The sequence below is a fragment of the Erwinia sp. MYb375 genome (genome assembly GCF_037479175.1).
Lineage (GTDB): Bacteria > Pseudomonadota > Gammaproteobacteria > Enterobacterales > Enterobacteriaceae > Erwinia > Erwinia rhapontici.
Map to the genome: position 1 here is coordinate 36,398 of NZ_JBBGZS010000024.1, position 25,125 is coordinate 61,522.

General features: G+C 55.2%; 23 protein-coding genes and 3 tRNA genes. 9 read left to right on the top strand and 17 right to left on the bottom strand.

All coding sequences use genetic code 11. The features are described from left to right. Positions 1-106: 106 nt before the first annotated feature. The 10 genes from WH279_RS22000 to nnr all read right to left on the bottom strand — a co-directional run bounded on the left by WH279_RS22000 (position 107) and on the right by nnr (position 11,173). The gene (locus WH279_RS22000; protein ID WP_133842554.1) at positions 107-307 is read right to left on the bottom strand and encodes a DUF2065 domain-containing protein; all 201 of its coding nucleotides are present in this window, start codon (positions 305-307) and stop codon (positions 107-109) included. An 84-nt stretch (positions 308-391) separates the two neighbouring features. After that, positions 392-1,396: a protease modulator HflC gene (hflC, locus tag WH279_RS22005; RefSeq protein WP_133842555.1), complete on the bottom strand. Its 1,005-nt coding sequence runs from the start codon at positions 1,394-1,396 to the stop codon at positions 392-394. A gap of 3 nt (positions 1,397-1,399) precedes the next feature. After that, the gene (gene hflK, locus WH279_RS22010; protein ID WP_200641853.1) at positions 1,400-2,650 is read right to left on the bottom strand and encodes an FtsH protease activity modulator HflK; all 1,251 of its coding nucleotides are present in this window, start codon (positions 2,648-2,650) and stop codon (positions 1,400-1,402) included. A 68-nt stretch (positions 2,651-2,718) separates the two neighbouring features. Beyond that, positions 2,719-3,999, bottom strand: a complete 1,281-nt coding sequence (gene hflX / locus WH279_RS22015; RefSeq protein ID WP_200641854.1) for a ribosome rescue GTPase HflX — start codon at positions 3,997-3,999, stop codon at positions 2,719-2,721. Between the two features lie 230 nt (positions 4,000-4,229). Next, positions 4,230-4,541, bottom strand: coding sequence for an RNA chaperone Hfq (hfq, locus tag WH279_RS22020; RefSeq protein WP_062745674.1), 312 nt, complete (start codon positions 4,539-4,541; stop codon positions 4,230-4,232). A 102-nt stretch (positions 4,542-4,643) separates the two neighbouring features. Further along, positions 4,644-5,594 carry a tRNA (adenosine(37)-N6)-dimethylallyltransferase MiaA gene (miaA, locus tag WH279_RS22025; protein WP_339458889.1) on the bottom strand — a complete coding sequence of 317 codons (951 nt, stop codon included), beginning with the start codon at positions 5,592-5,594 and terminating at the stop codon, positions 4,644-4,646. Further along, positions 5,587-7,434, bottom strand: a complete 1,848-nt coding sequence (gene mutL / locus WH279_RS22030; RefSeq protein WP_339458890.1) for a DNA mismatch repair endonuclease MutL — start codon at positions 7,432-7,434, stop codon at positions 5,587-5,589. The genes miaA and mutL overlap by 8 nt, the downstream gene beginning before the upstream one ends. A 69-nt stretch (positions 7,435-7,503) precedes the next feature. Beyond that, complete coding sequence (gene amiB / locus WH279_RS22035; protein ID WP_339458891.1) at positions 7,504-9,180, bottom strand: N-acetylmuramoyl-L-alanine amidase AmiB; 1,677 nt, start codon at positions 9,178-9,180, stop codon at positions 7,504-7,506. After that, on the bottom strand, positions 9,177-9,653 hold the full coding sequence (gene tsaE / locus WH279_RS22040; protein ID WP_339458893.1) for a tRNA (adenosine(37)-N6)-threonylcarbamoyltransferase complex ATPase subunit type 1 TsaE: 477 nt from the start codon (positions 9,651-9,653) through the stop codon (positions 9,177-9,179). Before tsaE ends, amiB begins: the two co-directional genes overlap by 4 nt. Beyond that, a complete protein-coding gene (gene nnr, locus WH279_RS22045) occupies positions 9,650-11,173 on the bottom strand; it encodes a bifunctional ADP-dependent NAD(P)H-hydrate dehydratase/NAD(P)H-hydrate epimerase (RefSeq protein WP_339458895.1) in 1,524 nt (507 codons plus the stop codon). The genes tsaE and nnr overlap by 4 nt, the downstream gene beginning before the upstream one ends. On the opposite strand from nnr, the gene queG reads away from it, so the two are divergent. After that, a complete protein-coding gene (gene queG, locus WH279_RS22050) occupies positions 11,172-12,311 on the top strand; it encodes a tRNA epoxyqueuosine(34) reductase QueG (RefSeq protein WP_339458896.1) in 1,140 nt (379 codons plus the stop codon). The genes nnr and queG overlap by 2 nt on opposite strands. A 315-nt stretch (positions 12,312-12,626) precedes the next feature. On the opposite strand, the gene WH279_RS22055 is transcribed toward queG, so the two are convergent. The 4 genes from WH279_RS22055 to orn form a co-directional block, all read right to left on the bottom strand. Next, positions 12,627-12,702, bottom strand: a tRNA-Gly gene (locus tag WH279_RS22055). Positions 12,703-12,964: 262 nt separating this feature from the next. Then, positions 12,965-13,040 (bottom strand) — tRNA-Gly (locus tag WH279_RS22060). Between the two features lie 28 nt (positions 13,041-13,068). Next, a tRNA-Gly gene (locus WH279_RS22065) sits at positions 13,069-13,144 on the bottom strand. A 196-nt stretch (positions 13,145-13,340) separates the two neighbouring features. Further along, positions 13,341-13,886 carry an oligoribonuclease gene (gene orn, locus WH279_RS22070; RefSeq protein WP_133842744.1) on the bottom strand — a complete coding sequence of 182 codons (546 nt, stop codon included), beginning with the start codon at positions 13,884-13,886 and terminating at the stop codon, positions 13,341-13,343. Positions 13,887-14,005: 119 nt separating this feature from the next. Here orn and rsgA point away from each other — a divergent pair, with 119 nt between their 5' ends. The 3 genes from rsgA (at position 14,006) to mscM (ending at position 19,448) form a co-directional block, all read left to right on the top strand. Further along, on the top strand, positions 14,006-15,064 hold the full coding sequence (gene rsgA / locus WH279_RS22075; RefSeq protein WP_133842564.1) for a small ribosomal subunit biogenesis GTPase RsgA: 1,059 nt from the start codon (positions 14,006-14,008) through the stop codon (positions 15,062-15,064). 139 nt (positions 15,065-15,203) lie between these two features. After that, positions 15,204-16,103, top strand: coding sequence for an archaetidylserine decarboxylase (asd, locus tag WH279_RS22080; protein ID WP_200641860.1), 900 nt, complete (start codon positions 15,204-15,206; stop codon positions 16,101-16,103). Between the two features lie 9 nt (positions 16,104-16,112). Next, positions 16,113-19,448, top strand: a complete 3,336-nt coding sequence (mscM, locus tag WH279_RS22085) for a miniconductance mechanosensitive channel MscM (RefSeq protein ID WP_339458901.1) — start codon at positions 16,113-16,115, stop codon at positions 19,446-19,448. A 64-nt stretch (positions 19,449-19,512) separates the two neighbouring features. Here the strand turns inward: mscM and epmA are convergent, their stop codons facing one another. After that, positions 19,513-20,490: an elongation factor P--(R)-beta-lysine ligase gene (epmA, locus tag WH279_RS22090; protein WP_200641862.1), complete on the bottom strand. Its 978-nt coding sequence runs from the start codon at positions 20,488-20,490 to the stop codon at positions 19,513-19,515. A 315-nt stretch (positions 20,491-20,805) separates the two neighbouring features. On the opposite strand from epmA, the gene frdA reads away from it, so the two are divergent. The 5 genes from frdA to WH279_RS22115 are packed head-to-tail and all read left to right on the top strand — an operon-like array spanning position 20,806 to position 24,665. Then, positions 20,806-22,596 (top strand): fumarate reductase (quinol) flavoprotein subunit, encoded by a 1,791-nt coding sequence (gene frdA, locus WH279_RS22095; protein WP_339458904.1) that lies wholly within the window; start codon positions 20,806-20,808, stop codon positions 22,594-22,596. Continuing rightward, complete coding sequence (locus WH279_RS22100; protein ID WP_339458906.1) at positions 22,589-23,323, top strand: succinate dehydrogenase/fumarate reductase iron-sulfur subunit; 735 nt, start codon at positions 22,589-22,591, stop codon at positions 23,321-23,323. Before frdA ends, WH279_RS22100 begins: the two co-directional genes overlap by 8 nt. A gap of 11 nt (positions 23,324-23,334) precedes the next feature. After that, on the top strand, positions 23,335-23,730 hold the full coding sequence (frdC, locus tag WH279_RS22105; RefSeq protein ID WP_339458909.1) for a fumarate reductase subunit FrdC: 396 nt from the start codon (positions 23,335-23,337) through the stop codon (positions 23,728-23,730). Positions 23,731-23,739: 9 nt separating this feature from the next. Beyond that, positions 23,740-24,096 (top strand): fumarate reductase subunit FrdD, encoded by a 357-nt coding sequence (gene frdD / locus WH279_RS22110; protein ID WP_445235198.1) that lies wholly within the window; start codon positions 23,740-23,742, stop codon positions 24,094-24,096. A 44-nt stretch (positions 24,097-24,140) separates the two neighbouring features. Then, positions 24,141-24,665, top strand: coding sequence for a lipocalin family protein (locus WH279_RS22115; RefSeq protein WP_200641866.1), 525 nt, complete (start codon positions 24,141-24,143; stop codon positions 24,663-24,665). 41 nt (positions 24,666-24,706) lie between these two features. Here WH279_RS22115 and WH279_RS22120 read toward each other — a convergent pair whose 3' ends face one another. Together WH279_RS22120 and WH279_RS22125 are read right to left on the bottom strand one after the other, a co-directional pair. Further along, on the bottom strand, positions 24,707-24,838 hold the full coding sequence (locus WH279_RS22120; protein ID WP_133842572.1) for an entericidin A/B family lipoprotein: 132 nt from the start codon (positions 24,836-24,838) through the stop codon (positions 24,707-24,709). A gap of 109 nt (positions 24,839-24,947) precedes the next feature. Continuing rightward, a complete protein-coding gene (locus tag WH279_RS22125) occupies positions 24,948-25,073 on the bottom strand; it encodes an entericidin A/B family lipoprotein (RefSeq protein WP_133842573.1) in 126 nt (41 codons plus the stop codon). Positions 25,074-25,125: the final 52 nt, after the last annotated feature.

Genomic DNA, 25,125 nt, shown 5'->3' on the forward strand with positions numbered 1-25,125 from the left:
AGGATTCTACCATCGTCATTTCCCTCTTTCAGCAGTTTTAGCATACGATTGCGTACTTTTTTACCCGTCAGCACGTTGTGCCGCGGGATCAGAGGGCGTAACAGACTTAACCACCATTACCCCGGCTCACCATGTAGTAGATCACCGCACCCGCCACCACCAGCCCACCACCGACTCGCCGTAGCAGGCCATCCGGCATCCGCGCCATGGTGATAATCATCCGCCGCCAGAGGCGCGGATACAGCATCGGGCCTAATCCCTCAAATACCAGCACTAACCCCAGCGCCATCCAGACTGTCGCGTTCATGTTGTTCACTCACTGTCTTTGCCATTAAAAGAAACATAAAAAAAGGGCCGGAAATTCCGGCCCTTAGAGTGCACTATCAGCGGATTAGCGCGTCGTGGTAGACGGGCTCTTCATAAAGCGGAAGAAGTCGCTATCCGGGCTGAGCACCATGACATCCTGATTGCTCTTGAAGCTGTTTTCGTAAGCACGCAGGCTACGAATAAAGGCATAGAAGTCAGGATCCTGGCTGAACGAATCAGCAAACAGTTTCGCCACTTCCGCATCACCTTCACCCTGAGTAATCAGAGCCTGACGACGCGCTTCAGCCAGTGTACGTTCCACTTCATAATCTGCCTGAGCTCTGACCTTCGCGGCTTCTTCTGCACCCTGAGCACGCTGGCTACGGGCAACAGATTCACGCTCGGCACGCATACGTGCATAGATAGCGTCAGACACTTCCGTTGGCAGGTTAATCTGCTTGATGCGCACATCAACCACCTGGATACCCAACGCCGCCATACTGTTCGGGTTGATAGCCGGTTCGTTGCTGTTCGTCTCGCTTTCAACGCGTTTCGCTACAGATGCAATCGCATCATCGGCGGCTGGCGTTGCCACTTCATCATCCTGGCCTGCACTACCGGTGTTCAGCGCATCACGCACATCCGTCGTCAGACGGCCACGAGAGTCAGTCACGATGTCTTTGACATCCAGACGACCAATCTCAGAACGCAGACGGTCACTGAACTTACGTTTCAGCAGCACTTCGGCCTGAGAGACATCACCACCGCCGGTGGCGAGGTAGTAACGGCTAAAGTCGCTGACACGCCATTTGATGTAGGAATCAACGATCAGGTCTTTCTTCTCTTTAGTGACGAAGCGATCGGCCTGGTTGTCCATCGTCTGAATACGCGCATCAAGTGACTTCACAGATTCCAGGAACGGGATCTTGAAGTGCAGACCTGGCGCGTAGACCAGCGGTTTATTTTCAGAATCGCGCAGAACTTTGCCAAAGCGCATCACAATGCCACGCTGGCCTTCCTGCACAACAAACAGTGACGCGTACAGCACCACCAGCACAACAATCAATAGTACGATTAATGGCTTACGCATCGCTTACTCTCTCCCTTCGCGCTGGGTATCGTTACGCTGAGCATTCACCCGGCGCTGATCCATAATGTCGTCCGGACTGAACGACGAACTGCCGCTGGCGCGCTCGTTACTGCCTGATGCCGGTGGCAGACGCAGCAGACCGCCGCTTCCGTCCTGACCATTGGCAGATGCACCGCCCTGGCCACGCATCAGCTGATCCAGTGGCAATACCATCAGATTGCTGCCTTTATCGTTAACCAGCACCTTACGGGTATGACCCAATACGCGCTCCATAGTTTCGATATACAGACGTTCACGGGTAATCTGCGGTGCCGCTTTGTACTCCGGCAGAATACGCGCGAAGCTGTCGACTTCACCCTGGGCTTCCAGTGTGACACGAGATTTGTAGGCACGAGCCTGTTCCAGAATCCCCTGCGCATCACCACGTGCACGTGGCAGTTTGTCGTTAGCGTAAGCTTCTGCTTCGCGAACAGCCTGCTCACGGTTTTCACGTGCGGCAATGGCGTCATCGAAGGAGGCTTTCACATCTTCCGGTGGACGCGCTGTCTGGAAGTTGACGTCCAGCAGGGTAATACCCATATCGTACGGACGCACGGTTTCTTCCAGCTCACGCTGTGTTTCGCTACGCACCACGGTACGGCCTTCGGTCAGGATACGGTCCATGGTTGAACGGCCGATGACGCCACGCAGGGCGCTGTCGGTTGCCTGACGCAGGCTGTCATCAGCGCTGGTCACCGCAAACAGATAACGTTCCGGGTTGGTCACGCGGTACTGCACGTTCATCTCAACGCGCACAACGTTTTCATCAGAGGTCAGCATGGTGCCGGAAGCCGACAGCTCACGCACCGCCTCCACGTTCACCGCACGCACCTGATCAACGAAGGTCGGTTTCCAGTTCAGACCCGGTTCGACCAGATGACTGAACTTCCCGAAGCGTGTTACCACGCCGCGCTCGGCCTCTTTGATGGTATAGAAACCGCTGGCGGCCCAGATAACCACCGCAGCTACCGCCACGATACCGACCAAACGTCCGGCATTGCCGGGTTTGCGCTGGCCACTGCCGTTGCCGTCACCGCCTTTTTTACCACCGCCCAGGCCACCGAGCTTATTGCTCAGCTTACGGAAGATATCATCTAAATCAGGAGGCCCCTTATCGCGCCCTCCTTTATTTCCCCCAGAGTTGCCGCCTTGGTTATTGCTGCTTCCCCACGGGTCGCGGTCCTGTCCGTTATTCCCGGGCTGATTCCACGCCATGTTTATACTCCATTAATTGTGTGTGCGGTGGTATCCCAGGCCGGGATACGCGTGTCAGGCAACATCAGTTAAACAATATAATCGACCAGCGAGGGTTCCTGTTTGCACAGGCGACGCCAGTCAACGATTGGCATGCGCACATGTAACCCTACGCTACCATCGTCTTCATTCCACTCTTTCTCTATCGCCTGCAACTGGTAAAAGCGGCTACGTAACCGCCCAGCTGCTGGCGGCAGGCGTAAATCATACTGCGCGATTTCACCGGCCAGGCGCTCAGTCAGTGCCTGGAATAACAGTGGAATTCCTTCCCCGGTCTGAGCTGATAGCCAGACCCGGATGGGCAGGTTTTCTTCATCACGGTCGATACGCGGAACGAAATCATCCAGCATATCGATTTTATTCATCACCAGCAGGCTGGGGATTGCATCGGATTCAATTTCTTCCAACACCACATTGACCGCTTCGATGTTGTCATCAAGCCGGGCATCCGCTGCATCAATCACGTGCAGCAACAGCGTCGCCTCACGGGTTTCCTGCAAGGTGGCTTTAAACGCCGCCACCAGATCATGGGGCAGATGGCGAATAAAGCCCACGGTATCGGCCAGCACCACTTCGCCCACATCAACCACATCAACACGACGTAAAGTCGGGTCGAGGGTGGCAAACAGCTGATCAGCCACATACACCTCGGAGGTGGTCAGACGGTTGAATAATGTGGACTTACCGGCGTTGGTGTATCCCACCAGTGAGACGGTTGGGACATCGGCCTTGTTACGGGCCTGCCTGCCCTGCTCGCGCTGCTTAGAGACGCGTTCAAGACGGGAAAGAATCAGCGTAATACGGTTACGCAGTAAACGCCTGTCGGTTTCTAACTGGGTTTCACCCGGCCCACGCAGACCAATACCGCCTTTCTGGCGTTCAAGGTGCGTCCAGCCGCGAACCAGTCGCGTGGCAAGGTGACGCAGCTGCGCCAGCTCAACCTGCAATTTACCTTCATGGGTTCGGGCGCGTTGGGCGAAGATATCCAGGATCAGTCCGGTGCGGTCAATGACGCGGCACTCACACAGGGCTTCCAGGTTGCGCTCCTGTGCCGGACTCAAGGCGTGATCGAACAGCACCACAGAGGCACCGCTCTCTTTTACCGCATCGGCAATTTCTACAGCCTTTCCTTCACCGACAAAATATTTGGGGTGTGGCGCTTTGCGGCTGCCTGTAACGACACGCAGCGCTTCTACGCCAGCAGAAGACACCAGAGTTTCAAACTCCTGTAAATCTTCGGTATCTCTGTCTTGCGAGAAATAGATGTGCACCAGTACGGCCTGCTCACCGGCATCATAACGGTCAAACAAACTGAAAACCTCTCGATACTTTGTTAAACCTGCTGCGCGTTGGCCATACTGCGTCAAAACCAGATTCAAAATGCGCGTTCAGCTCACTAAACGGCGTTTTTTGCATGGATTCACTTAATGTCTTAAGCGCAATAAGGAAGCCAGGCGATAGATTCGTTGCCATAAAAATATTGCCAGGACGGGGAACCGGGATTAAAAGACTCCCCGTCTTGGAGGGACAGCCACGCTACTTATTCAGCGTCATCACTGTCTTGCTGAGGCTGAGAAGCTGCCCCCTGGTTACTTCCGCTATGATGATAGTTGCTGCTTCCGCCACCTGCATTGTTGCTATGGTGGGAGACCGGACGGGACGGAACAACGGTAGAGATCGCGTGCTTGTACACCATCTGGCTAACCGTGTTTTTCAAAAGAATAACAAATTGATCAAACGACTCGATCTGGCCCTGAAGTTTGATGCCATTTACCAAATAAATCGAAACCGGAACACGTTCGCGACGCAGTGCGTTCAAGAACGGATCTTGCAATGATTGCCCCTTAGCCATTCTATCTTTTCCTTATATGCTTGTTGTTTGTAACTTAAGAACCATAAGGTTCGAAATACGACGTAAAAAATTTGCGCAAGATAATGCACCAATTGTACACAATCACCCAGGCTTCGCACTAAGAACCTGTAACACTCGCTGGTAAGCAGCATCAGGCTGTTCGCTGTCAAGCCAGTGAACTTCCTTCCAGCCGCGTAACCAGGTCATTTGTCGTTTCGCCAACTGCCGGGTTGCGCAAATTCCCCGATAAACCATGTCATCGTAATCAATTTCACCGGATAAAAATGACCACATCTGGCGATAACCAACACAACGAATGGAAGGCATGTCCGTATGCAAATCACCTCGGGCAAAAAGCGCCCGAGCTTCCGCTTCAAATCCTGACGCCAGCATCTGATGATACCGCTGCTCAATACGCTGATGAATCAATTCACGGCTCGCCGGTGCGATAGCAAACTGTGAGACATCATATGGCAGGGGATCGCCCGACGTTTTTGTCAGTTCCGTTAAAGTTTTACCCGAAATAAAAAAAACTTCCAGTGCTCGCGAGAGTCTCTGGGGATCATTCGGATGAATACGACTTCCAGCAACGGGATCTACATCACATAACTGGCGATGAAGGGCTTCCCAGCCTTCTTCGTTCGCCATCTGCTCTATACGCTGACGTACCTCTGGATCGGCCGAGGGCAACGGCGATAATCCTTCCAGTAATGCCTTGTAATAGAGCATGGTGCCACCAACAAGCAACGGAATATTTCCCCGCCGGGTAATTTCCGCCATTTCCGCCAGTGCATCGCGCCGAAATTCTGCGGCCGAATAGGCTTCAGACGGATCGCGTATGTCCAGCAAATGATGGGGCGCGAGCGCAAGTTCTTCTGCGGATGGCTTGGCGGTACCAATATCCATCCCGCGGTAGATCAGCGCTGAATCAACACTAATCAGCTCTACCGGTAACGCCTGACGCAATGCAATTGCCAGAGAGGTTTTACCGGAGGCCGTAGGCCCCATCAAAAATATTGCCTTAGGCAGGCCAGCCATGGATTGTTCACTCATGCTTCAGGGCGTTCATCGCCGATTCAATATCGATGTATTGCAATAATCCAGAAGGTGGCGACTTCACTAACTGCGGGCAAAGTCGTTCGACTTCAGCCAGCAAGGTAATCGCCTGCGAGTGATTCCAGTGCTGATGTTCAGAAACCGACTGGCGCGCTAACCACTGCGCCGTCTGGCTCGCTGAAGCATCTTGCTGCCGGGCCAGATACCCTAACATTTCTGGAATCAAGTTTTGTAAATTTTGTTGGCGTAATGGTAAAGGCACGGCGCGTAACATCACATGATGAGCGTCAAACAGCAGGTCAATGCCCATCTCGCTCAATAAGGCAGCATTTCGGTTACCTGCCTCGCGCTCTGCCTTCTCCAGCTTCAATCGGACCGGAATCAATAGCGGCTGAGGTTTCAACCCCTCGCTACCGGGCTCCAGCTGTGTCTGTTTCAGCCAGCGCTCTGCCACTGCCAGCGCGATTAATGCCACACCCGATGTTCCGTCAACCAGCGCATACTGTTCGCGTACCACCGTCAGCACTCGCCCAAAGCTGTGCACATGCCCGCTCAACGGTGCCGGTTTGTCTTCTTTTGCGGCGACCGCCACGGGGCGCGGCTCTTCACTGCGTGCCGGGGTGTTCAATAGTTGCTGATAGACGGCACCTTCACGTTTCTGATACTGCGGCTCCTGCCGCTGCCAGCTATTGCCGCCGCTCCCGGTATTTCCCGCCGGGGCAGCACGCGGTGGCGTCGCCGGCGCAGGTTCAGCAAAATGATTCCCCCCTGCCGCCTGGCGGTTTTCGGGCTGCCAGCGTTCGGCAGAGGCAGAGGACATTTCAGGCAGTGTTTCAGCACCGGTTTCCTGTAATACACTCACCACGCCTTGATAAATAAAGTCATGCACCAGGCGCGACTGATGAAAACGCACCTCATGCTTCGCCGGATGTACGTTGACATCCACCTGATGCGGGTCAATTTCCAGATACAGGACATAAGCAGGCTGATGCTGCTCCCCCAGTTTGTCCTGATAGGCCTGACGGATAGCGTGATTGATCAAACGGTCACGCATCATGCGGCCGTTAACATAGCAATATTGTAATTCCGTCAGCGCTTTTGACCCCACCGGGTCAGCCACCCAACCGCGTAAACTCAGATCGCCGTGCTGCCATTCAATGGTAAGGGCGTGAGTCATAAAAGCGGTGCCGCAGATGGCCGCCACACGGCGTTCACGCTGCGAACTATCACTGACGCCGCGATACTGACGCACCAGCTTGCCATTGTGAGTGAGGGAGATCGCCACATCAAAACGCGCCAGCGCGATACGCCGGATCACTTCATCAATGTGGGTAAATTCGGTTTTTTCGGTGCGCATGAATTTGCGGCGCGCCGGGGTGTTATAGAACAAATCCAGCACTTCCAGCGTGGTGCCTACCGGGTGCGCCGCCGGTTTGACGGTCACCGCCTGATCGCGCCCTTCGGCATAGGCTTGCCAGGCTTCGCTCTGCGCTTCCGTTCGCGATGTCAGGATCAGACGCGATACCGAGCTGATACTGGCCAGCGCCTCGCCACGAAATCCGAGGCTGATAATCGCCTCAAGATCGTCCAGCGTCGTGATCTTACTGGTGGCGTGGCGCGCCAGTGCCATCGCCAGCTCATCTTTAGTAATGCCGCAACCGTTATCACGAATGCGGATCAGCTTTGCGCCGCCTTTTTCGATATCGATATCAATGCGCGTTGCGCCCGCATCCAGACTATTTTCCACCAGCTCTTTCACCACCGATGCCGGGCGTTCAACGACTTCACCAGCGGCAATCTGATTAGCAAGTTGTGGCGGTAATACCTGAATGGGCATGATTTATCCTTAGAAAAGGGCAAGGCATGCCTGCCCCCTGGGGAGGGGCGGGGTATGCCCCGCACGAGATTATGACGCCGGAATTTTTAATGTCTGGCCAAGCATCACATTCTGAGACTTCATCTTATTCGCCTGCTGGATAGCCTGCGGGCTGACGCCGTATTTCGCCGCAATCGCCGTCAGCGAGTCGCCACGTACGACTTTATGCCGGGCCGGCTTTTTACTTTTTGCCACACTGGCAACGGTGGCAGTTTTACTGCCTGCAGGCACTTTCAGGCGCTGTCCCACCCACACCACATCTTTTTTCAGGGTGTTCATGGAGCGCAGTGTCGACATGCTGACACCGTAGCTGGCGGCGATACCGGATAACGTTTCACCGCGTTTCACCACATGGCGCTGCGTTGCGCCAGTGTATTCGGTCGCTGTTGGTGCCGGGTTAGCCTCGACTTCAACCGCCGTTGCGGCTTGCAACGGTCGGTTTTCCTCCTTTGGGATCGATTGTAGCGGGTGCGCCAGGAAGTAGTTGCGCAGGCCTTTATAAATCGACTCGGCAATCTTCTGCTGGTAAGCGCTACTGCCAAGCAGTCGCTCCTCCGAAGGGTTACTGATAAAGCCGGTTTCCACCAGCAGAGAAGGAATATCCGGCGAGCGCAATACGCCCAGGCTGGCATGTTCCGGCCGGCGTTTGTGCAGTGCGCCTACGCGTTGCAACTGCGCAATCACTTTCACTGCCACATCGTAGCCGACACGCTGCGAATGGCCGAACTGTAAGTCCAGCACTGCCTGGCTCAGGTAGGGATCGGCCTGGCTGTTGGCCAACAGGTCACCTGCGCCCCCCAGCAGTTCTGATTGCTTCTCATGCTGCTCCAGCCAGCCGGCCATTTCACTATTGGCACGACGGTTCGACAGCACCCAGACCGATGCCCCGGAGGCTGAGCGGTTAGGTGCGGCGTCAGCATGAATAGAAACCAGCATATTCGCATTCTGTTTACGCGCCACATCCGAACGCCCCATCACGGAGATAAAGTAGTCGCCGTCGCGGGTCATGACCCCTTTAAACATCGGGTCGGCATTGAGCAGCTCTTTCAGCTTACGCGCAATCGCAATAGTGACGTTTTTCTCTTTCAAGCCACCGCCGCCAATGGCACCGGGGTCCTGACCACCGTGACCGGCATCGATCGCCACAATCACCGTATCGTTGCTGCTGGCCGCGCTGCGCGGGCGTGCGACCTGATTGCCGCTGCTGACCGACGTCACCGGATTGGCATCAAACGGGCTTTTCCCAGGCTGACTGGCTGGACGTGAACGGGAGACACTGCTGACTGGCGCATTGGGACGGGCGGTTTGTGCGGCAGGCTGCGTACCGGTAATGGTAAACACCACGTTGTAATTATTGCCGTTACGCTGGGTGACCGCACGCGTTTTCCCACGCTGGGTGAGCTCAAAGACCAGCCGGATACTCTGGCTGTCTTTCGCCGTACTGGAGCGAATGCGTTTGACAATATTTTCACCGCTGAAATTCAGCGGCAGCCCTTGAACAATCCCGCTCTGGCGAATATCCAGCACCACCCGGTCCGGGTTATGCAGCGGGAAAAAGGCATAGACGGGCTGACCGGCAAAGCTCAGGGTCACTTCCGCCTGGTTACTGCCGTTCGAGACTTTAATATCCGATAAATTTGCCGCCAGTGAACTCAATGAGCAGCAGAGCAGCGCCAGCAGACACCAGGCTTTCAATCGCAACATCATGCGCCACCCTGCTCAGCGGTCATCCGCGCCAGCATCACTTCACCCGCAGGCGAGCAGGCACGCAATAAGGCTTCGCGCGCATGCCCCTGATAACTGAGGTGCAGTTCCAGATCCGGCTCGGGCAGAACACCCGCGCCCTGCTGCGGCCATTCGACCAGACACAAACTGTCAGGGCCAAAGTAATCACGAATTCCCATAAACTCCAGTTCTTCCGGGTCAGACAAGCGATACAGGTCGAAGTGATATACCCGGCGATCTGGCAGCACATAAGGCTCAACCAGCGTATAGGTAGGGCTTTTCACATTGCCCTGATGGCCGAGTGCCTGCAAGAATCCGCGGCTGAAAGTGGTTTTACCCGCCCCCAGGTCGCCATAGAGATAGAGGGTCGCCGCGCCATCACCGGCGCGGGCCAGGCGGGCACCCAATGCGAGGGTTGCTGCCTCATCGGGCAACGCAATTACACAGGTCATCATTCTTTAGTATTCGAGATCTCAGGATTGACAAACAGATACAGCTCGGAGAACAAATCGGTGGCTAACATTCCGCGTGTACCGCGACGTTGCGCCACTGCGTCTGCCGCCGCTCCATGCACTACGCATCCTGCGCAGGCGGCATCGTACAGTGAGAGCTTTTGCCCTGCCAGGCTGCCGATGATACCAGATAACACATCTCCCATTCCCCCGCTGGCCATACCGGCGTTGCCGACATCAGCAATCGCCAGTTCACCCTGCTCGCTGGCGATGAGCGTCCCGGCACCTTTCAGTACCACAACGCCACCATAACGCTTTTGCAGGCGCCGTACAGCCAGTAAGCGGTCACTCTCAATATCGCTAACTTTAGTGTTCAAGAGCCTTGCGGCTTCGCCGGGATGCGGCGTAATAACCCGATTTTGACGTTTATCGGGACTGATTGCCAGCAGGTTAAGCGCATCGGCATCCCAAAGCATCGTTTTCTGAGTGTTTTCTACCTTTTTCAAGGCTTTCTTACCCCATTCATCCTGGCCAAGACCGGGACCAATCACAATGACATCAGCCCATTCCAGACCTGCATCCAGCGTCTTCGCCGTCATCTCCTGCACCATCAGCTCGGGCCGTGCAGTCAACAGCGGGCCAACATTCTCAATGTGAGTAAGCACTCGCACCAGCCCTGACCCCGAACGTAATGCGGCCTCAGCCGTCATTCGGATGGCCCCGGCAGTACCATGATTGCCACCGATAACCAGCAGTCGCCCGTGATCCCCTTTGTGCGAGGTGGGACGACGGGGCGGCAGCCAGGCGGCCAGATGATGAGCATTATAGCGCGCGATGGGCGCAGACCGGGTCTGCAACCACGTGTCAAGATTCAGGCTGTGACAATGCAGTTGACCGACATGGTCACGCGCCTTACCCGTTAGCAAACCCGGCTTTAGCACCACAAACGTCAGCGTATGTTCAGCATCTATTACCACTCCGGGCACTGTCCCGTTAGCAGCCACTAACCCGGAAGGAATATCCAGAGAGAAAACCGGCGCAGTATGGTGGTTTGCCTGCTCAATAAGACGGTCATAGGGAAAAGCAGGAGGGCGATTGAGACCGGTACCCAGCAGAGCATCAACAATGACATCTGTCTGTTCTGGCCATGCAAACGAGACATCGTGGATCACGCCTCCGGCCGCCAGCCAGTTTTCACGTGCCTGACGAGCTTCCTCCGGCAGCACGCTGTCACTCTCAACCGCAATAAGCGTCACCTCCACACCGGCCGCCTGCGCCAGGCGTGCCACCACAAAGCCGTCACCGCCGTTGTTACCCGGTCCGCACAGAATCACCCAGTGTTGCGCATGCGGCCACTGCTGGCGCAGCAGACTGAAGGCAGCCTCCCCCGCTCGCTGCATCAATTCGAACAGGGTGATGCCAAGATTGTCCGCCCCCTCGCGCTCCAGCCCGGCTATCGCCTCCACAGGCCAGACAGAATAGGGTAAACTGACCGGGTCTTTTTGCTGGTTCAGGTCATTCATGTCGCATCCTCTCGATTTCCATCAACTCGCTCTGGATATTAAACAGTGGGGGCTTGACCTCGGCTTTCAGCAGGTGGGTATCTGTGATACCGACTTAACGCTGGAAGAGCCGCGTCTTCAGGCCTGGCTGGATAAACAATATCACGGAGAAATGGACTGGATGGCGCGTCATGGCATGATGCGCGCCCGTCCCCATGAACTGCTTCCCGGCACGTTACGGGTGATCAGCGTGCGGATGAATTATCTGCCCGCAAAAGCCGCTTTTGCCAGTACGCTAAAAAATCCCCGCCTCGGTTATGTCAGCCGTTATGCCCTTGGCCGCGATTACCACAAAGTATTACGTAATCGACTGAAAAAGCTTGGCGATATGATCCGCGAACACTGCAGCGAGGCTCAGTTCCGGCCCTTTGTCGATTCAGCCCCGCTGCTGGAACGCCCCCTGGCCGCCAAAGCGGGCCTGGGTTGGACAGGCAAACACTCGCTGATCCTCAATCGTGAAGCGGGTTCGTGGTTTTTTCTTGGTGAATTACTGATCGACCTGCCGTTACCGGTAGATGAACCGGTAGAAGAAAACTGCGGGCGCTGTGTTGCGTGCATCACCACCTGCCCAACGGGCGCGATTGTCGAACCCTATACCGTTGATGCCCGTCGCTGTATCTCCTACCTCACGATTGAGTTAGAAGGCGCGATCCCGGAAGAGTTTCGTCCATTAATCGGAAATCGTATTTATGGTTGCGATGACTGCCAGCTGATTTGTCCGTGGAACCGTTACGGCCAGCTCACCGATGAAGATGATTTCAGCCCGCGTGCGGTGTTACACGCCCCACCGTTGGTCGAACTTTTTGCCTGGGATGAAGCGAAGTTTCTGCGCATCACGGAGGGATCGGCTATCCGACGTATTGGTCATCTGCGCTGGTTGCGTAATATTGCGGTGGCGCTGGGCAACGCTCCCTGGGATGAACAGCATCTGGCGGCGTTGGAAACACGACGTGGCGAAAACAGCATGCTGGATGAGCATATCGACTGGGCTATTGGCTGCCAGTTAGCACGACGTGAAGAAAACAGGGTTGACGTTCAGAGCAACCAGCAAAAACGTCTGGTGCGCGTCATTGAAAAGGGTTTACCGCGTGATGCTTAATTGCACAACATACTGAATATTACCCACGCGAAATCTTTTCCACATGCTGTGAATAAAAATAAAAAGTCGTTGTCATTCAACCGTCACAGAAACCACAAGTGATCCAGATAACAATTTGAAATATTCACAATAATAGATAAAACAGCAAGTTACGCATTACAGCAAATTAGCAGCTGTTTATTCGCGTGCGAAGATCAACAACATAGGCTGTGGATAAGTCTGTTTAAAACATTTTTGACCCATGTAAAAACGGGCTACCGCACTGCGCTTAGCGCTGTGGATAATTTGGAAGGCTATATGAGAAAGATTTTTATTTGGAGCGGGAAACGAGACTCGAACTCGCGACCCCGACCTTGGCAAGGTCGTGCTCTACCAACTGAGCTATTCCCGCTTAGGAGCACTGCTGAATTTCTGCGCTAAATATCTTATAACTACTTGATTGTTTTAGCTTTTAACTCTTCCTTCCGGAGGAGAGGTCGCTATTATGGACCCGTTTGCCGATGCTGGCAAGACTTGTGCGAAAAAAATTTCACGTGGATCGCACGATGATCAATCTGTTTACAAAAGCGTATAAATACAGGCATAAAAAAAGAGCCTTTCGGCTCTTTTCTCACTGGTCTGCAGACAGTATGCCCTCTCTGCAACCTAAATTTTGGAGCGGGAAACGAGACTCGAACTCGCGACCCCGACCTTGGCAAGGTCGTGCTCTACCAACTGAGCTATTCCCGCTTGGGTGGTGCTTTACTGCTTTAAAAATTGGAGCGGGAAACGAGACTCGAACTCGCGACCCCGACCTTGGCAAGGTCGTGCTCTACCAACTGAGCTATTCCCGCTCTGGGTAACGATGAAAATTCTTCACCGGTACGGGGTGCGCATTATACGAGAATTCTTTCTCCTCGCAACCCTGCCACTCATATTTTTTTTCTTTTTTCTTTCGACTGCCGATTAAACCGCCATTACGCTGATTTAATCGGCATTTTTGAGCCATTTACCGGGGTTTCCCCCTTTTTCATCCGGATCGTTAAAACATCACAGCTGAATAAAATGTTCGCGGTAATAGGCCAGTTCCGCCACGGACTCGCGGATATCGTCCATTGCCTGGTGGGTGCCCTGCTTTTTGAAACCCGGCAGGATCTCCGGTTTCCAACGACGCGCCAGCTCTTTCAGCGTGCTGACATCCAGATAACGATAATGGAAGTAGGCTTCCAGTTCCGGCATATATTTGAACAGGAAGCGACGATCCTGGCCAATACTGTTGCCACAAATCGGAGAGCTGTTGATGGGTACCCACTCTTTCAGGAACGCAATGGTGGCCTGCACGGCGGCCTCTTCATCGTACTGGCTGGCTTTAACACGCTCAACCAGACCGCTGTTGGTGTGCGTGCGCACATTCCACTCGTCCATTAATGCCAGTTGGGCATCGGACTGGTGGACAGCAAGCACTGGCCCTTCCGCCAGGATATTCAGATCGGCATCGGTCACCAGTGTGGCAATCTCAATAATACGGTCCTGCTCCGGGTCCAGCCCGGTCATTTCAAGATCAATCCAAATCAGGTTGTTGGCATTGGCAGTCATAGTACGTCTCACAATGTATACTCGAATGATTCAGAGTATAGGGCTGCAGGGTTAAGTAGCGTGTATGATAGTCCTTTTGCCCTGTCAGGGCGAAATATGCAAAACCGGTGTGAGGAACAGTGACTAAAAACAAACTATCCAAGGGTCAGCAACGTCGCGTAAGTGCCAACCACGATCGTCGCCTGAAGCAGCGTGCCGATAAACCTGAGCCAGATGACAATCTGTTCGGTGAAGTTCGCGATGGCGTGGTGATCAGCCGTTTTGGTATGCATGCTGATGTAGAAGATGCGGATGGTTCCGTTCACCGTTGTAACATCCGCCGCACCATTCGTTCGCTGGTGACCGGTGACCGTGTGCGCTGGCGTCCAGGCGTTGAAGGCGGTGCCACCGTTAAAGGCATTGTTGAAGCCGTTCATGAACGAACCTCGGTACTGACCCGTCCTGATTTCTATGACGGCGTGAAGCCCATTGCGGCCAACATCAATCAGATTGTGGTGGTCTCGGCTATTTTGCCGGAACTGTCGCTGAACATCATTGATCGCTATCTGGTGGCCTGTGAGACGCTGGGCGTTGAGCCGTTGCTGGTACTGAATAAAACCGATTTGCTGGATGATGAAGGTCGTGCCTTTGTCGATGAGCAAATGGATATCTATCGTCATATTGGCTACAACGTGCTGATGGTATCCAGCCATCGTAAAGAGGGGCTGGTTGAACTGGAGCAGGCACTGACCGATCGTATCAGCATCTTCGCCGGGCAGTCTGGCGTGGGGAAATCCAGCCTGCTGAACGCCCTTTTGGGGCTGGAACTGAGCCATGCTGAGATCCTCACCAATGACGTCTCAGATAACTCAGGCCTGGGCCAGCACACCACCACCGCCTCCCGTCTCTATCACTTCCCGCAAGGCGGTGATGTGATTGACTCCCCTGGCGTACGTGAATTTGGTTTGTGGCACCTGGAGCCGGAACAAATCACGCAAGGATTTGTCGAATTCCGTGACTATCTGGGGGGATGCAAATTCCGTGACTGTAAACATGACAACGATCCCGGCTGCGCCATTCGCGAAGCGGTGGATAAAGGTGAGATCAACGAATCGCGTTTCGTTAACTATCACCTGATTCTGGAAACCATGTCTGAAGTGCAGGGTAAAACCCGTCGCTTCACCACGGACAAAAACTGATTGCACCTGCCCGCGTGGCGTGAACCACCTGCAGCCGCCCTGAGAGTCAGGCAATAGCCTAAACCTCCGGGCGCTGCTACAATCCGCCCCCTTTTATTTTAAAGCGCTATACCCGTCTGATTTGAGCCAGGAGGCTAACGTGTTAGATCGTATTAAACTCGGCCTGAATAACTTACTGCCTAAAAAAGCCCTGACTGAACTGGCCGGCTGGGGTGCCAGCAAGCGCGGTGGGTGGCTGACCAAAGCAGTGATTGATGCTTTCGTCTGGTACTACAAGGTGGATATGAAAGAGGCGCAGAAGCCTGATACCGCCAGCTATCGCACCTTTAACGATTTCTTCGTCCGCCCGCTGCGTGACGATGCGCGTCCGATTGAAACGGACCCGAACCTGCTGATCCTGCCTGCAGATGGTGCTATCAGCCAGCTGGGCCGTATTGAAGGTGAGCAGATTTTCCAGGCCAAAGGCCATACCTATTCGCTGGAAGCGCTGCTGGCAGGCAACGCCGCGATGACTGATATGTTCCGTGACGGCGAGTTTGTCACCACGTATCTCGCACCGCGTGACTACCACCGTGTACATATGCCGTGTAATGGTATCCTGCGTGAAATGATCTACGTTCCGGGCGATCTCTACTCCGTGAACCCACTGACCGCGCAGAACATTCCCAACTTGTTTGCGCGTAATGAACGCGTCATCTGCCTGTTTGATACGGAATTTGGCCCAATGGCGCAGATTCTGGTGGGGGCGACCATCGTGGGCAGTATTGAAACCGTATGGTCCGGTACCGTTACACCACCGCGTGAAGGTGTGATCAAACGCTGGAGCTGGCCAGGTGCCGATGCCGAAGGTTCTGTCGTACTGTTGAAAGGCCAGGAAATGGGCCGTTTCAAACTGGGATCTACCGTCATCAACCTGTTCGCACCAGGCAAAGTGAAGCTGGCTGAAAGCCTGGCGGCAGAAAGTAAAACCCGTCTTGGCGCCACGCTGGCCATCGCACTGCAGAAAGAAAGTGCGGAAGACGTCCTCCACCATCCATAGCGAATTGCCATGTTACGTCTGATTCTCACTTTTTTATTAGGCTGGAGCTTACTCCAGCCGGTTTATGCCGCCAGCGCACCGGATGCATCGCTGATCAAACAGCAGCTGGAAGAGGCGAAGTCAGACAAGACGTCGGCGAATCAGACGGCTATCGTCGATGCCCTGCAATCCACGCTGACCTGGCTGGACGAGCGTCAAAACTCGCTCAACCTCACGCAGGATTACCAGCAGGTCATTGACGATTTTCCTAAACTCTCCCGCGAGTTACGTCAGCAGGTCGTCACGCTGACGGACAGCAGTAAGCCCCTGCGCAGCAACATGAGTGCCGCTGACCTTGATCAGGAGATCTTACAGGTCAGCAGCCAGCTGCTGGAAGAGAGCCGCCAGGTTCAGCAGGAGCAGGATCGCGCACGCGAAATCAGCGATTCACTTTCCCAGTTACCGCAGCAACAAACAGAAGCCCGCCGGGCGCTGAATGAGATCGAACGCCGTTTACAGGGGCAACCCGCCCCGACCACACCGCTGGGCCAGGCACAGCTGGCACAGCGTCAGGCTGAGTCTGCGGCACAAAAAGCCCGGGTCGATGAACTCGAACTGGCACAGTTATCGGCTAACAATCGCCAGGAACTGGCGCGTATGCGCGCCGAAGTCCATCAGCGTAAAGCCGCCAGCCTGGATGCTTACCTACAGGATTTACGTAACCAGCTGAACAGCCTGCGCCAGCGTGAAGCTGAAATGGCGCTGGCCCGCACCGAACAGCTGGCAGAAAACAGCGGTGATATGCCCAAAGGCATCACCGAACAGTTCCGCGTTAACCGCGAACTGTCCAGCGCGCTGAATCAGCAGGCGCAGCGTATGGATCTGGTGGCGTCGCAGCAGCGCACCGCCGCCAATCAGACCATTCAGGTTCGTCAGGCACTGAGCACCATTCGTGAACAGTCACAATGGCTGGGCGTATCCAATGTGCTGGGCGAAGCGCTGCGTGCACAGGTGGCACGTCTGCCAGATATGCCAAAACCCCAGCAGCTGGACAACGAAATGGCCCAGCTGCGCGTCCAGCGCCTCTATTACGAAGATCTGCTGGAACGCCAGAAATCACTGCTTCAGCTACGCCAGGATGACAACAGTAATCTGACCGCGGAACAGCGACGCATTCTGGATGCTCAGCTGAAAACCCAACGTGAGCTGCTCACCTCCCTGCTCTCCGGCTGCGATAACCTGATCCTTGGCGTGACCAAGTTAAAAGTCGGTAACAGTCAGCTGGTGGATGCGCTGAATGAAGTGAAAGAGGCTACGCACCGCTATCTCTTCTGGACAGCCGATGTCAGCCCGGTGGATTTCAGCTACCCGCTCGATCTGGCGCGCGACCTGCACCGTCTGCTGTCGCTGGATACCCTGGGCCAGCTGGGTGGCGCAATGGTGATGATGGTCACCAGCCGCGAAACCGTGCTGCCTCTGCTGGGCGCGATGCTGCTGGTCGGTTTCAGCATCAGCTCGCGCCGCCATTTCCGTAAATTCCTTGAACGCGCTTCCAGCAAGGTCGGCAAAGTCACCCAGGATCATTTTAGCCTGACGCTGCGTACTGTGTTCTGGTCGATTCTGGTGGCGCTACCGCTGCCGGTATTATGGGCGGCACTGGGTTACGGTTTACAACATGCCTGGCCCTATCCCATCGCCATCGCCATCGGCGACGGTGTGACCGCCAGCGTCCCGCTGCTGTGGGCCTTTATGGTCAGTAATACCTTTGCTCGCCCGCAGGGTCTGTTTATCGTCCATTTCCGCTGGCCACAAACTCGCGTGGCTCGCGCCATGCGTTTCTACACGCTGTGCATCGGCCTGGTCGTGCCGCTGATGATGATGCTGATCGCCTTCGATAATCTCGAAGATCGTCAATTCTCAGCCACCCTCGGGCGCCTGTGTTTTATCCTGATCTGTGGCGCGTTAAGCCTGGTGACCGTCAGCCTGAAGCGTGCCGGTATCCCGCTACACCTCGACAAAGAGGGCAACGGTGAGAACTTTATTAATAACGTGCTGTGGAACGCGATGATCGCCATTCCGATGATGGCGGCACTGGCCTCATGCATCGGTTATCTGGCCACCGCGCAGGCCCTGCTGGCACGTCTGGAAACCTCGGTGGCCATCTGGTTACTGCTGCTGGTGATTTACCATATTATTCGCCGCTGGATGCTCACCCGGGGGCGACGCATCGCTTTTGATCGCGCCCGTCAGCGCCGTGCTGAAATCCTTGCTCAGCGTGCGCGTGGCGAGGAAGAGGTGGCGGCACAACAGACCGCCGTCGATAGCGTGGATGTGGAAGAGCCGGTCATCGACCTTGATGCCATCAGCGCACAGTCATTACGCCTGGTACGCTCGATCCTGACGCTGATTGCGCTGGTCTCCGTGATTGTGCTCTGGTCGGAAATCCACTCCGCCTTTGGCTTCCTGGAAAATATCCGCTTGTGGGATGTCAGCACCACCGTTCAGGGCGTCGAAAGCCTGCAACCGATCACGCTCGGATCGGTGATGATCGCGATCCTTGTGCTGATCATTACCACCCAGTTGGTGCGCAATATGCCTGCCCTGCTGGAGCTGGCGCTGCTGCAACACCTCAGCCTGACGCCAGGGACCGGTTATGCGATAACCACCCTGACGAAATATCTGCTGATCCTGATTGGCGGCCTGGCGGGGTTCTCACTGATTGGTATCGACTGGTCGAAATTACAGTGGCTGGTCGCCGGTTTAACGGTGGGACTGGGCTTTGGGCTGCAGGAGATCTTCGCCAACTTTATCTCTGGTCTGATCATTCTGTTTGAGAAGCCGATCCGCATCGGGGATACCGTCACGATCCGCGAACTCACCGGCAGCATTACGCGGATTAACACCCGTGCCACGACGATTACGGACTGGGATCGCAAAGAGATTATCGTGCCGAATAAGGCCTTTATTACCGAGCAGTTTATCAACTGGTCGCTGTCCGACTCCGTCACCCGCGTGGTGCTGACGATCCCGGCACCGGCTGAAGCCAACAGCGAAGAAGTGACTAACATCCTGCTGACGGCCGCGCAACGTTGCAGCTACGTGCTGGATACACCGCAGCCGGAAGCATTCCTGGTGGATTTACAGCAGGGTATCCAGCTGTTTGAGCTGCGAATTCACGCGGCAGAAATGGGGCACCGTATGCCGCTGCGCCATGAGCTGCATCAGTTGATCCTACGTGGCTATCAGGAACACGGGCTGGAAATGCCGTTCCCACCGTTCCAGGTTCGTATGGAAACCATTGGGCGTAAAACCCCGGCCAGCAACGGTGCACCAGTGGCAAGAAACTATAAATCGGGCGGGTTGTGATCGCCTCAGCGCGACGACCGTGATCCTGTAGGGGCGGACCTTCTTTTTCGGTCCGCCCTGTGCTTTAACAACGGTCGACGGTAAACGCGATCACATCACTGAGCTGCTCTGCTTTCAGTGCCAGCATCACAATACGATCAACACCTAATGCCACACCGGAGCACTCCGGCATACCGTGCGCCAGCGCGTCCAGCAGGTTGGTATCAATCGGCTGCACGGGCAGACCCGCAGCCGCACGCTTACGGTTATCCTGCTCAAAACGCAGACGCTGTTCACGGCTATCGGTCAGTTCACGGAAACCATTCGCCAGCTCAATACCTTTGAAATAGACCTCGAAGCGCTCTGCCACGCGGTGATCTTCCGTACTGATCTCTGCCAGCGCCGCCTGACTGGCCGGGAAGTGATAGACGAACGCCGGTTTCTCTTTACCGATTTCCGGTTCCACACCCAGCATAAACAGCAGTTGCAGCAACGTATCGCGATCTTCTTCACGATGAGCGAGATCGCCAGCGCCCAGTTTTTCGGCCGCTTCGCGCAGTTGCGCTTTGTCAGCAGACAACGGGTCAATCTCCAGATGACGAATAAACGCCTGCTGGTAGGAAAGCGTCTCGGCCGGGGCACACTCCAGCACCTGTTGCAGCAGATCGTCCACCTCGTTCATCAGGCGGTACATATCGTAGTGCGGACGATACCATTCCAGCATGGTGAATTCGGGATTATGGTGGCGCCCCATTTCTTCATTACGGAAACTGCGACACAGCTGGAAGATCGGCCCACTGCCTGCGGCCAGCAGACGCTTCATATGGTATTCAGGGCTGGTCATCAGATAAAGATCGATACCGGCAGCGGCGCCTGGGCCAACAAACCGGGTCTGGAATGGGAACAGATGGACATCGGTCACCGTCGCCTGGCTCATGGCCGGGGTTTCCACTTCCAGTACGCCACGATCGGCAAAGAAACGCCGGATTTCAGCCATGATCGCCGCACGCTTTAATAAATTGGCGATAGATGCACTTGGCTGCCAGCTAGCCGAATCGCTCATCTTTTTTACTCCAAAGTCAGTAGGGGCAGGAAGTCTACCTGTCCGGGCCGCAACACACAATTCTACGTCGAAAAAACCAGCAACACGCTTTCCACATAAAGTGAAGGGTTTTTTATCACTTACCCGCCGAAATGCCCGAACACATCAAATTGGCGCCATTTTAACCCCCTTATACTGGGCCGCGACTGTCGGGTAGAGCCACCCGCTTTGCCTCTGGAAAAATCTCAAACACAAAATACCCACCATGGTTCGCGTGGCAGAAAAACAGGCAACACACATGTTGCGCGACGTATGCAGGGTATAAGGGAGAAAATTGTGCAAACCCTGAATGCCGATTTAGTCATTGTTGGTGCTGGTGGAGCCGGGCTGCGTGCTGCGATTGCCGCCGCAGAAGCCAACCCGCGATTGAAGATTGCTCTGATCTCCAAAGTCTATCCGATGCGCAGCCACACTGTGGCCGCCGAAGGCGGTGCCGCCGCCGTCACCCAAGAGCAGGACAGTTTCGATTCTCATTTTCACGATACCGTTGCCGGGGGCGACTGGCTGTGTGAACAACCCGTAGTGGACTACTTTGTTCAGCACTGCCCGCAGGAAATGGCACAAATGGAGCTATGGGGCTGCCCGTGGAGCCGCAAAGAAGATGGCTCCATCAACGTCCGTCGCTTTGGCGGGATGAAGATTGAACGCACCTGGTTTGCCGCCGATAAAACCGGCTTCCATATGCTGCATACTCTGTTTCAAACCTCGCTGAAATACCCACAAATTCAACGCCTTGATGAGCATTTTGTCCTCGACCTGCTGGTGGACGATGGCGTGGCGCACGGCCTGGTCGCGATCAACATGATGGAAGGCACGCTGCTGGAAGTGCGCGCACAGTCAGTGATCCTCGCAACCGGCGGCGCTGGCCGCGTCTATCGCTACAACACCAATGGCGGCATCGTCACCGGCGACGGCATGGGCATGGCGTTTCGCCATGGCGTGCCGCTGCGCGATATGGAGTTTGTTCAGTACCATCCCACCGGCCTGCCGGGTTCCGGCATCCTGATGACGGAAGGCTGCCGCGGTGAGGGCGGTATTCTGGTCAATAAAGACGGTTACCGTTACCTGCAGGATTACGGCATGGGACCAGAAACCCCGCTCGGGGAGCCGAAAAACAAATATATGGAGCTGGGCCCGCGCGACAAGGTTTCCCAGGCTTTCTGGCACGAATGGCGCGCCGGACGCACCATCGCAACATCACGCGGAGACGTCGTCTATCTTGATCTGCGCCACCTTGGTGAGAAAAAGCTGCGTGAACGCCTGCCGTTTATCTGCGAACTGAGCAAAGCCTATGTCGGCGTGGACCCAATTACTGCCCCGATCCCGGTACGCCCGACCGCGCACTACACCATGGGCGGCATTGAAACCAACGCCGAGTGTGAAACCCGTATCCAGGGTCTGTTTGCCGTGGGTGAATGTTCCTCCGTCGGACTGCACGGCGCGAACCGTCTCGGTTCTAACTCGCTGGCAGAACTGGTGGTGTTCGGGCGCCTGGCGGGAGAGCAAGCCGCACAACGCGCTTCCCAGCCACATCCGGTGCGGGATGCCGCGCTCAGCGCTCAGCGCAACGACATTGAAAAACGACTGCACGGTTTGGTGAATCAGCAGGGCAGCGAAAATGCGGCCACGCTGCGTGATGAGATGGGCATGGCGATGGAAGAAGGCTGCGGCATATATCGCACCACGGAGTTGATGCAAAAAACCATCGATAAGCTGGCAGAGCTGAAGCAGCGTTTTTCTAACCTGCGTGTGACCGACACCTCCAGCGTGTTCAACACCGAACTGCTGTACGCCGTTGAACTGGCCCACGGGCTGGATGTGGCGGAGTGTATGGCGCATTCAGCCATTCAGCGCAAAGAGTCTCGCGGCGCACATCAGCGGCTGGATGAAGGCTGCACCACACGCGACGACGAACACTTCCTGGCGCATACCCTGACCTTCTTCAACCCGCAGGGAGCGCCTTCGGTCGCTTACGATCCGGTGACCATTACCCATCTGCCGCCTGCTGCGCGCGTGTATGGCGCGGCCTCTGAGGGCAGCACCCACAAGGAGCCTGGTCATGAGTGAGAGCAAAAGCCGTCAAATCAACATCATGCGCTACAACCCGGAAACCGACCGTGTCCCGCGTAACGAGATTTTTGACGTCCCCTGGGATGAAACCACCTCGCTGCTTGATGCCCTCGGCTATATCAAAGACAACCTGGCTTTTGACCTGTCGTATCGCTGGTCATGTCGCATGGCGATCTGTGGTTCGTGCGGGATGATGGTGAATGGCGTCCCCAAACTGGCGTGCAAAACCTTCCTGCGCGATTACCCGTCCGGTGTCAAAGTAGAACCGCTGGCAAACTTCCCGATCGAACGCGATCTGGTGGTTGATATGACTCACTTTATGGAAAGCCTGGAGGCCATTAAGCCCTGGGTGATCGGCAACCCGCGCGAGGCCAGCGAAGGCCCGGGCCTGCAGACCCCGGCGCAGATGGCGAAATACCATCAGTTTTCCGGCTGTATCAACTGCGGCCTGTGCTATGCCGCCTGCCCCCAGTTTGGCCTGAATCCTGAGTTTATTGGACCCGCGGCGATCACCCTTGCCCACCGCTATAACCTCGACAGCCGCGACCGGGGTAAAGCACAGCGTATGCCGCAGCTTAATGGCATTAATGGCGTCTGGAGCTGTACGTTTGTCGGCTTCTGCTCTGAAGTTTGCCCGAAACACGTCGATCCGGCAGCAGCTATCCAGCAGGGCAAAGTGGAGAGCAGTAAAGACTTCCTGATCGCCACCCTGAAACCCCATTAAGGAGGTTGTGAATGACCACGAAACGTAATGCTTATATTCGCCCTGTGTCAGGAAGCTGGTGGCAGTCGCTGCCGTTCTATCGTCTGTATATGCTGCGTGAGGGCACCGCCATTCCAGCGCTGTGGTTCAGTATTGAGCTGATTATCGGCCTGTTTGCCCTGAAGATGGGACCGGAAAGCTGGCAAGGTTTTGTCACCTTTCTGCAGAACCCCATCGTCCTGTTACTGAATCTGGTGACATTCGTCGCCGCCTTGCATCACAGCAAAACCTGGTTTGACCTCGCCCCGAAAGCACAAATTATTATCGTTAAAGGGGAGAAGCTCCCGCCGGAACCGATCATTAGAGGGCTCTGGATCGTAATGCTTATTTTAAGCGGCGTTGTACTGGCCGTGTCGCTGCTGGCTTAAGGAGTGATAATGAACACACAACCGCAACGTTCTGATGAACCTATCTTCTGGGGACTGTTTGGTGCCGGGGGCATGTGGGCTGCGCTGGTCAGCCCGGTGATCGTTCTGCTGGTCGGCTTGTTGCTGCCGCTGGGCTGGGCACCAGCAGAGCCTTTCAGCTATGAGCGGGTTCTGGGGTTTGCTCAGTCATTGCCTGGCCGAGTCATCCTGCTGCTGGTGATTGTGCTGCCACTGTGGTGCGCCCTGCACCGCCTGCACCATAGCCTGCATGACCTGAAACTGCATATCCCTGCCAGCAAGCTGCTGTGCTACGGCATTGCCTCGCTGTTAAGCGTAGTAGCATTAATTGGCGTGATCGCGGTGTAAACCTATACTCAAGCCATTCGATCATTAAGGAATGGCTTATTTATATGTCGCTATGGAAAATGTTTACCGCAGGTGCCGGAGCGCTGCTCTCGGTTGCCTGCTCTACCACTCCGCCGCAAGGCGTTACCCCCATTTCTGGATTCAATGCCGAACGCTATCTTGGAAGCTGGTATGAGATTGCGCGCCTGGACCACCGTTTTGAACGCGGCCTGGAGCAGGTGACGGCCACCTACAGCAAACGCGACGATGGCGGACTGAAAGTGGTTAACCGTGGCTTTAATACCCGCAAACAGCGCTGGCAGGAGAGTGTGGGTAAGGCGTATTTTACCGGCCCTTCTGATCTGGCCGCACTCAAAGTGTCATTTTTCGGGCCGTTTTATGGCGGCTATAACGTGATCGCGCTGGATAATAATTACCAGCACGCGCTGGTGTGCGGGCCGAATCGGGACTATCTGTGGATTTTATCACGGACGCCGCAGCTGGAAGCCGGGGTAAAAACAGAGTTACTGGCTAAAGCACGCAGTGCAGGCTTTGCCGTGGATAAACTGATTTGGGTCAAGCAGCACTAGCCATGCTATCGCCGGTGCACCGCACCGGCGTTTCACACAGATTAATTCGTGCTTTTCTGAATTGCCTTACCACCCGCCTCAACATCTTCACCCACGCCACGCGTAGTATTACAGGCAGAGAGTACGGAAGAGAGCACCAGAACAGAAAGAAGGGCAACAATACTTTTCTTCATAGCAATTTCCTTTTAATTAGAGATAAAGCACAGCGATGTAAGCATAGCTGTAATTTATGCGCTTGCCTGTATGACAAAGCAAAAAGGAAATTTTTCAGACCGGAAGACGCTACTTATTGGCTGCGTCAGTGATGGCGCCGCCGAGATGCTGCACATCTTCGCCAAAGCCGTGGAAGGTATTACAGGCGCTGAGCGCGCAGGTCATCAACAATGCAACAGCTATGAATTTCAACATATACTTAAACTCACATCGTCAAGGATAAGGGCCTGACGGGCAGGCCCTCACT

Bases quoted from the DNA above. Each gene is read 5' to 3' on its own strand.
- WH279_RS22000 (WP_133842554.1), bottom strand. From the start codon at position 307: ATGAACGCGACAGTCTGGATGGCGCTGGGGTTAGTGCTGGTATTTGAG.
- hflC (WP_133842555.1), bottom strand. From the start codon at position 1,396: ATGCGTAAGCCATTAATCGTACTATTGATTGTTGTGCTGGTGGTGCTG.
- hflK (WP_200641853.1), bottom strand. From the start codon at position 2,650: ATGGCGTGGAATCAGCCCGGGAATAACGGACAGGACCGCGACCCGTGG.
- hfq (WP_062745674.1), bottom strand. From the start codon at position 4,541: ATGGCTAAGGGGCAATCATTGCAAGATCCGTTCTTGAACGCACTGCGT.
- miaA (WP_339458889.1), bottom strand. From the start codon at position 5,594: ATGAGTGAACAATCCATGGCTGGCCTGCCTAAGGCAATATTTTTGATG.
- mutL (WP_339458890.1), bottom strand. From the start codon at position 7,434: ATGCCCATTCAGGTATTACCGCCACAACTTGCTAATCAGATTGCCGCT.
- amiB (WP_339458891.1), bottom strand. From the start codon at position 9,180: ATGATGTTGCGATTGAAAGCCTGGTGTCTGCTGGCGCTGCTCTGCTGC.
- tsaE (WP_339458893.1), bottom strand. From the start codon at position 9,653: ATGATGACCTGTGTAATTGCGTTGCCCGATGAGGCAGCAACCCTCGCA.
- queG (WP_339458896.1), top strand. From the start codon at position 11,172: ATGTCGCATCCTCTCGATTTCCATCAACTCGCTCTGGATATTAAACAG.
- nnr (WP_339458895.1), bottom strand. From the start codon at position 11,173: ATGAATGACCTGAACCAGCAAAAAGACCCGGTCAGTTTACCCTATTCT.
- orn (WP_133842744.1), bottom strand. From the start codon at position 13,886: ATGACTGCCAATGCCAACAACCTGATTTGGATTGATCTTGAAATGACC.
- mscM (WP_339458901.1), top strand. From the start codon at position 16,113: ATGTTACGTCTGATTCTCACTTTTTTATTAGGCTGGAGCTTACTCCAG.
- epmA (WP_200641862.1), bottom strand. From the start codon at position 20,490: ATGAGCGATTCGGCTAGCTGGCAGCCAAGTGCATCTATCGCCAATTTA.
- WH279_RS22100 (WP_339458906.1), top strand. From the start codon at position 22,589: ATGAGTGAGAGCAAAAGCCGTCAAATCAACATCATGCGCTACAACCCG.
- frdC (WP_339458909.1), top strand. From the start codon at position 23,335: ATGACCACGAAACGTAATGCTTATATTCGCCCTGTGTCAGGAAGCTGG.
- frdD (WP_445235198.1), top strand. From the start codon at position 23,740: ATGAACACACAACCGCAACGTTCTGATGAACCTATCTTCTGGGGACTG.
- WH279_RS22115 (WP_200641866.1), top strand. From the start codon at position 24,141: ATGTCGCTATGGAAAATGTTTACCGCAGGTGCCGGAGCGCTGCTCTCG.
- WH279_RS22120 (WP_133842572.1), bottom strand. From the start codon at position 24,838: ATGAAGAAAAGTATTGTTGCCCTTCTTTCTGTTCTGGTGCTCTCTTCC.
- WH279_RS22125 (WP_133842573.1), bottom strand. From the start codon at position 25,073: ATGTTGAAATTCATAGCTGTTGCATTGTTGATGACCTGCGCGCTCAGC.